This window comes from Paenibacillus sp. 01L418 (genome assembly GCF_056400045.1).
In genome coordinates this window covers 1-5,410 of sequence record NZ_JBFTSN010000422.1, presented here as the reverse complement: position 1 = coordinate 5,410, position 5,410 = coordinate 1, and the positions used below count along the sequence as shown (strand labels likewise).

Genomic DNA, 5,410 nt, shown 5'->3' with positions numbered 1-5,410 from the left:
AATCTGACGATAGCCTGGCAGACGTTCTGGTGCAGGTTTCTTCGCATCCGTAATTGTATCACCGACACGCGTGTCCTTCACGTTCTTGATGCCCGCAACGACAAAACCAACATCACCAACCGCAAGCTCCTTCACGATCGCCATGTTCGGCATGAATGCCCCAACCTCGATGACCTCGAATTCTGCTCCCGTTGCCATAAACTTAATTTTATTGCCTGCTTTGATGCTTCCATCCATAACCCGTACATAAACGATAACGCCTTTGTATGGATCATAATGGGAGTCAAAAATAAGCGCTTTAAGCGGCTGATCTGGATCTCCTTCTGGTGAAGGCATCTTCGTAACAACCTGCTCCAGTATTTCCTTAATGCCGATTCCCGCTTTTGCGGAAGCAAGTACCGCGTCGCTGGCGTCTAATCCAATGACATCTTCGATTTCCTGCTTTACCCGTTCAGGCTCCGCACTTGGCAAATCGATCTTGTTAATAACAGGTACGATCTCCAAATTGTTGTCTAACGCCAAGTATACGTTAGCCAGCGTTTGCGCTTCAATGCCTTGCGCAGCGTCAACAACGAGCAAAGCACCTTCACAAGCAGCGAGACTGCGTGAAACCTCGTATGTAAAGTCGACGTGTCCAGGCGTGTCAATCAGATTGAGTATATACTCGATCCCGTCATCTGCCTTATATGCCAAGCGTACCGCTTGCAGCTTGATGGTAATTCCGCGTTCCCGCTCCAAATCCATTTTGTCAAGAACCTGCTCTTGCATCTCGCGAGATGTCAAAGCGCCGGTAAATTCTAAGATCCGGTCAGCAAGCGTAGACTTTCCGTGGTCTATATGCGCGATAATGGAAAAATTCCTAATTCTCTTTTGTCGGTCACGTACGTCAGTCATGCCTAACCCCCACAATTTCCAATAATGCTAATCATTCCTCCTATTATATCAGTTAAGGGGAAGACCAGCAATGTTCATTATCACTTCGTCAGCCCATCGAATATAGATACGACCATTCGAATGCCTTCACTTGACATATTTTGCAGCAAACCAGAGGTTGAATCTGCGATCTTATTTACTGCCGGCTGGTCACTCTTAAGCGGAAGACCAGGCATCCTTTCATTTTCGGCAGGAAAGGTTTCGGCCGTTTCTCCTGTGGTTTCGTCATCATATGCAGCAAGTCGCTTTAGTTCTTTAAGCTCCTGCTCAAGCTGGGCAATCTTTTGCTGCTGTTCCTTCTGAAAATCATTAACTGGCTGCACATTCTGCTCTGTCTGCAGAATCTCTGTGTACCCGCTTGAGCCTTCTATAGGTCCATATATACGCTCGATGCCCGAAGAGGACATATCAATGCCATACATGATGATTATCGCCAAAGCACCGCCCAGCACCGTCCATTTTAGCGCATTTCGTTTCACTTATTCTTCGCCCCCTCCTACTTTTTTGTTGATGCCTTCTCGTCTGCCCAGTAAATTTCGGAAATAACTGCTGCTAGCGCATCCGCTGTTCGATAGGACTCTTCGAGGGTGTTGTCTACGCCCCCTACTTCTATAAGGACATTATCCTCAGCTAGCGATTGATTGTATTCRGCATTGCCTGATGAGGCTGTTTTGCCCCAAATTCCGCGAGAGATGCCTGGATATTTTTTTTCGAGCGCTTCATGAATTTTTGTCGCAAAGGCTTCATTTTTTTCCCAATTGGGATTTTTATGGCCGATAATGAAATAAACCTGCGCATAGCTTTTGCCATCAATATCGATGGTCGTTTCTTTCCGCCTCTGCGAGTCCCGGTGAAGATCGAAGAAAAACTTCAAATCCTTGCTGCTGGCAATGGCTTCTTTCACCGTTTTCATCGAATATTTATAGGAATAGTTCCAATCATAACCTTTAATCGCCGTTGGATAATCGGTGTTCGAGTGCTGTGCGCCTACACCCTTCTCCTCCAGCTTCTGGGCAAGTCGTTTGCCAACCAGTGTAATATTTTTTGTACTAGAATTCGGATCTTTCTTCTTGTCTGTCAGCTCAGGGTACCAGGATTCGCGATTATGCGAGTGATAGATAAAAGCCACTTTTTTTCCGCCAGTCGTAGGTTTCGCCGGCTCCCCGTTATCACCTTCGCCAGTTCCTGAAGATGGCTTGTCTGTCTGTACCGGCAGCGGCTCCTCCTCATTTCCTTCTGTCGTCCCATTATTCGATACATCTGTTCCTGTATCCTCATGCAATTCGCCAAGCGGATCATATGTAATCGGTGCATTATCTTCCGGCCCCACCGCTGTATCCGTACCGATGCCTTTGCGTATTAAGTAAGCATCATTAACCCCCATGCCAGGCAGCTCGCCTGCAAGCAGGCTTTTGGGATCGTTAGGATTAATATCTGTTAAAGCTCTCATAAGAAACGCGCTAATTTGCTTTGATGTAAACGTATCTGTCTCTCGACTGCTTTGAAATGCAGGCATCTCCATCTCTAGCATATCCCCAAAAAAACCGCTCGATACAGCAGCAGCAAAACCTTTCATTGAATTTACAGGCGAAGCTGTCGTTTGCTGATGCRCCATACCCGCTGCTCCTAACAAAATAAAAAATACCATTGAGCAAAATGAGAGCAACGCGAATGTACGTCCCGTTACTAGCAATTGTCTCACTCGTCTACTTTCCTTCCCTATATCAAGCAGCATAATTTTTCTTTTCATTGGTTTATTACCTCCCGCTTCATAGTGCTAGCCCATTAGTCACTACTAAACTATGAGAGTGATAGAGTTCATAGAACCAAATCTATGTGGAATAATTAGCGTTGATAGAGTTATAGGGATACAAAATAGCGAATCGCGCAAAAAAAAGAAGCTGTCCAAAGGTTATGCCTTTAGAAAGCTTCCTTCTTAATTATCCTAGGAATTTAATGCGTATACGCCGCAACATTGCTTGAATCAACCGCTTCGTGCAGCGATGCATTTAGCCCGCTTGCTATAATGTTGGCGATATCCTCTATAAATTCATCAATTTCCTTTGGCGTAACCAGCAGATCATGGCCAAGCGGACTGAGCACTTCCCTGACAAGCTGCAGCCTCTCGTTTTCTTCCATCTGATTTACCAAACCTAAAATTTGATCCGAGTTTGCGCTTTGTTTCTTAAAATGACTGCTCATCATCTCAAGTGTGTTGTTGACGATGGTCGAAGCATAAACAACGGTAGGCACTCCGATCGCAATGACCGGGACACCTAAAATTTCTTTTGTAAGCCCTTTTCGTTTATTCCCGATGCCAGAGCCTGGATGAATGCCTGTATCTGCAATTTGGATCGTTGTATTCACTCTCTCTAATGCTTTAGATGCCAATGCATCAATCGCAATGACGAGTTCCGGACTCGTCTTCTCAACGATACCTTGAACGATTTCACTGGATTCTATACCCGTTATGCCAAGCACTCCAGGCGCTACCGCACTTACCGCGCGATAACCAGGCGCCACTTGATCAGGCATCAGCTCGAAAAAATGGCGAGTGACCATTACATTCTCAACAACAATTGGACCAAGCGCATCAGGCGTAACATTCCAATTGCCTAAACCTACAATTAGAACTCGCGCTGTTTTACTTATGGACAACCGTTCAAGGAAAGCTTCAAAATGTTTGGCAAACTGTGTCGCCACCCTATCCTGCAGTCCCGTATCCCCTTTTCGCAGCTCCGGAACCTCAATCGTCACATAATGCCCTTGCATTTTGCCAATGGCCTGAGCGCCTTGTTCGTTTTGAACATGCAACTGCGTAATCGTTATTCCTTCATCTTCAGAAGTTTCGGATTGTATGCCTGGTATAGGCCCGCCGCTTGGCGCCTCTGCCATCTCCTTCGCTTCAAGCGCCAAGTCTGTTCTAACATTATATTTTTGCAAATCAAGTTCGTTCTCCATTGCTCATTCTCCCTTCAAACACCAGTTCTGATGTTATTGTTTGCAGATGGATTATTTTCATACTCGTAGATGAGCCTTCATCCTTACGGAATACAGTTTTTATAAGGAGCTTCCTGCTATTGCTTTTTGAGGAGTGGCATGATAATATACTTTAAGTTGTGTTGTCTAGGTTTATGATGTAGATAAACCGTTGTAAACAGTTTAGGAGGTGAATTCCATGCCAAATATTAAATCCGCGATTAAACGCGTTAAAACAAGTGAAAAGCGTCGTGCTTTGAATGCATCCCAAAAATCCGCACTTCGTTCGGCCGTTAAATCTGCTGACCAAGCTATCGCTGGCACTGATGTAGATGCTGCTAAAGCAGCTCTTATCGCTGCAACGAAAAAGTTGGACAAAGCAGCAACTAAAGGCCTGATTCATAAAAATGCGGCTTCCCGCAAAAAATCTCGTCTTGCTAAACGTCTGAATGCCCTTTCGGCTCAAGCCTAAGCAAGATAACCGCTCATACGAATGACGTTGTCCATCTGGTCAACTGAAATTCGTTTAGCACAACAAAAAAAGCTTCACTGCTCTTATCGAGCGGTGAAGCTTTTTTGTTGTTCCATGCTGCTTATCAGCTTTTCACATAAAAAAAAGGCAATGGAAAGAACGCTATGCGCCCTTCTCCATGCCAAGTGAAAGCAAATACAGCTCTAAACCGAGCGTTTTATCAATTGCTCCGGTTTTCATTTTATAATCGAGATCTGCAAGTGAAGCCAGCAGCCTGCCAAGTCTAGCCACTTGAAATTTCCGGCTTTTCTCCGCGGCAAGCTTGACTGCGTATGGATGCAAGCCTAATTGGCCAGCCATTTGCTGAGGGGAATAGTGATGCTGCTCCAGCTCTTTGATTTGCAGCATGATTCTTAATTGCCTAGCGATAAGAGCGGCGATCTTGATTGGTTCTTCACGACGAACCAGCAATTCTCTGTATAGACGAATAGCCTTGTCAATGCGAAGCTCAGCGATCGCATCCACAAGCGCAAATACGTCCTCCTCAACTGTTGCTGCAGTTAGCATAGATGCCGTCTCTACATCAATGACACCGCCTGTTCCCGCGTGCAAGCACAGCTTGTCCACTTCCTGCGACAATTGCTGCATATTCGCTCCAGCGCGTGATAGGAGCAGCTCAGCCGCATCTGAAGACAAGGTTCTTTGCTGATCTGTTGCCCGCTTAATCATCCATTGCTTAAGCTGAGCCGCATCGAGTTCAGGGAACGGAACTAAGGAATGACGATCCTTTAACGTTTTTACAAGCTTTCGACGTTCATCCAGCTTCTCTGATTGGACAGAAATAACGATAATGGATGTCTCTGAAGGATACTCCATATACTGAATCAGCTTCTCAGGACGATGCTCAAGCTTTCCGCCTTCCTTGCCTCCAGCACACAGCACAGTCGCATCTCGTATCAAAATCAGCTTCCGCTGCACAAAAAAAGGCGATGTTTCCGCTTCAAGAACCGCTTCTTCAATCGAGGT

The 5,410-nt window shown here is 45.6% G+C and carries 6 protein-coding genes; 1 reads left to right on the top strand and 5 read right to left on the bottom strand.

What is annotated here, in order from left to right:
* From AC1DSE_RS29365 to gpr, 4 genes are all read right to left on the bottom strand, one after another.
* A partial coding sequence (locus tag AC1DSE_RS29365) for a GTP-binding protein (protein ID WP_477528635.1) occupies positions 1-894 on the bottom strand: 894 nt, incomplete at its 3' end.
* 80 nt (positions 895-974) lie between these two features.
* A complete protein-coding gene (locus AC1DSE_RS29360; protein ID WP_441881052.1) occupies positions 975-1,412 on the bottom strand; it encodes a hypothetical protein in 438 nt (145 codons plus the stop codon).
* 17 nt (positions 1,413-1,429) lie between these two features.
* Positions 1,430-2,683, bottom strand: coding sequence for a stage II sporulation protein P (spoIIP, locus tag AC1DSE_RS29355; protein ID WP_477528634.1), 1,254 nt, complete (start codon positions 2,681-2,683; stop codon positions 1,430-1,432).
* A 203-nt stretch (positions 2,684-2,886) separates the two neighbouring features.
* On the bottom strand, positions 2,887-3,894 hold the full coding sequence (gene gpr, locus AC1DSE_RS29350; RefSeq protein ID WP_339203486.1) for a GPR endopeptidase: 1,008 nt from the start codon (positions 3,892-3,894) through the stop codon (positions 2,887-2,889).
* 217 nt (positions 3,895-4,111) lie between these two features.
* Between gpr and rpsT the strand changes: the two genes are divergently transcribed.
* A complete protein-coding gene (gene rpsT, locus AC1DSE_RS29345) occupies positions 4,112-4,384 on the top strand; it encodes a 30S ribosomal protein S20 (RefSeq protein WP_053376847.1) in 273 nt (90 codons plus the stop codon).
* A 162-nt stretch (positions 4,385-4,546) separates the two neighbouring features.
* Here rpsT and holA read toward each other — a convergent pair.
* Positions 4,547-5,410 (bottom strand): DNA polymerase III subunit delta (gene holA / locus AC1DSE_RS29340; protein WP_477528633.1); only part of this gene is annotated, 864 nt, incomplete at its 5' end.

Bases quoted from the DNA above. Each gene is read 5' to 3' on its own strand.
- gpr (WP_339203486.1), bottom strand. From the start codon at position 3,894: ATGGAGAACGAACTTGATTTGCAAAAATATAATGTTAGAACAGACTTG.
- rpsT (WP_053376847.1), top strand. From the start codon at position 4,112: ATGCCAAATATTAAATCCGCGATTAAACGCGTTAAAACAAGTGAAAAG.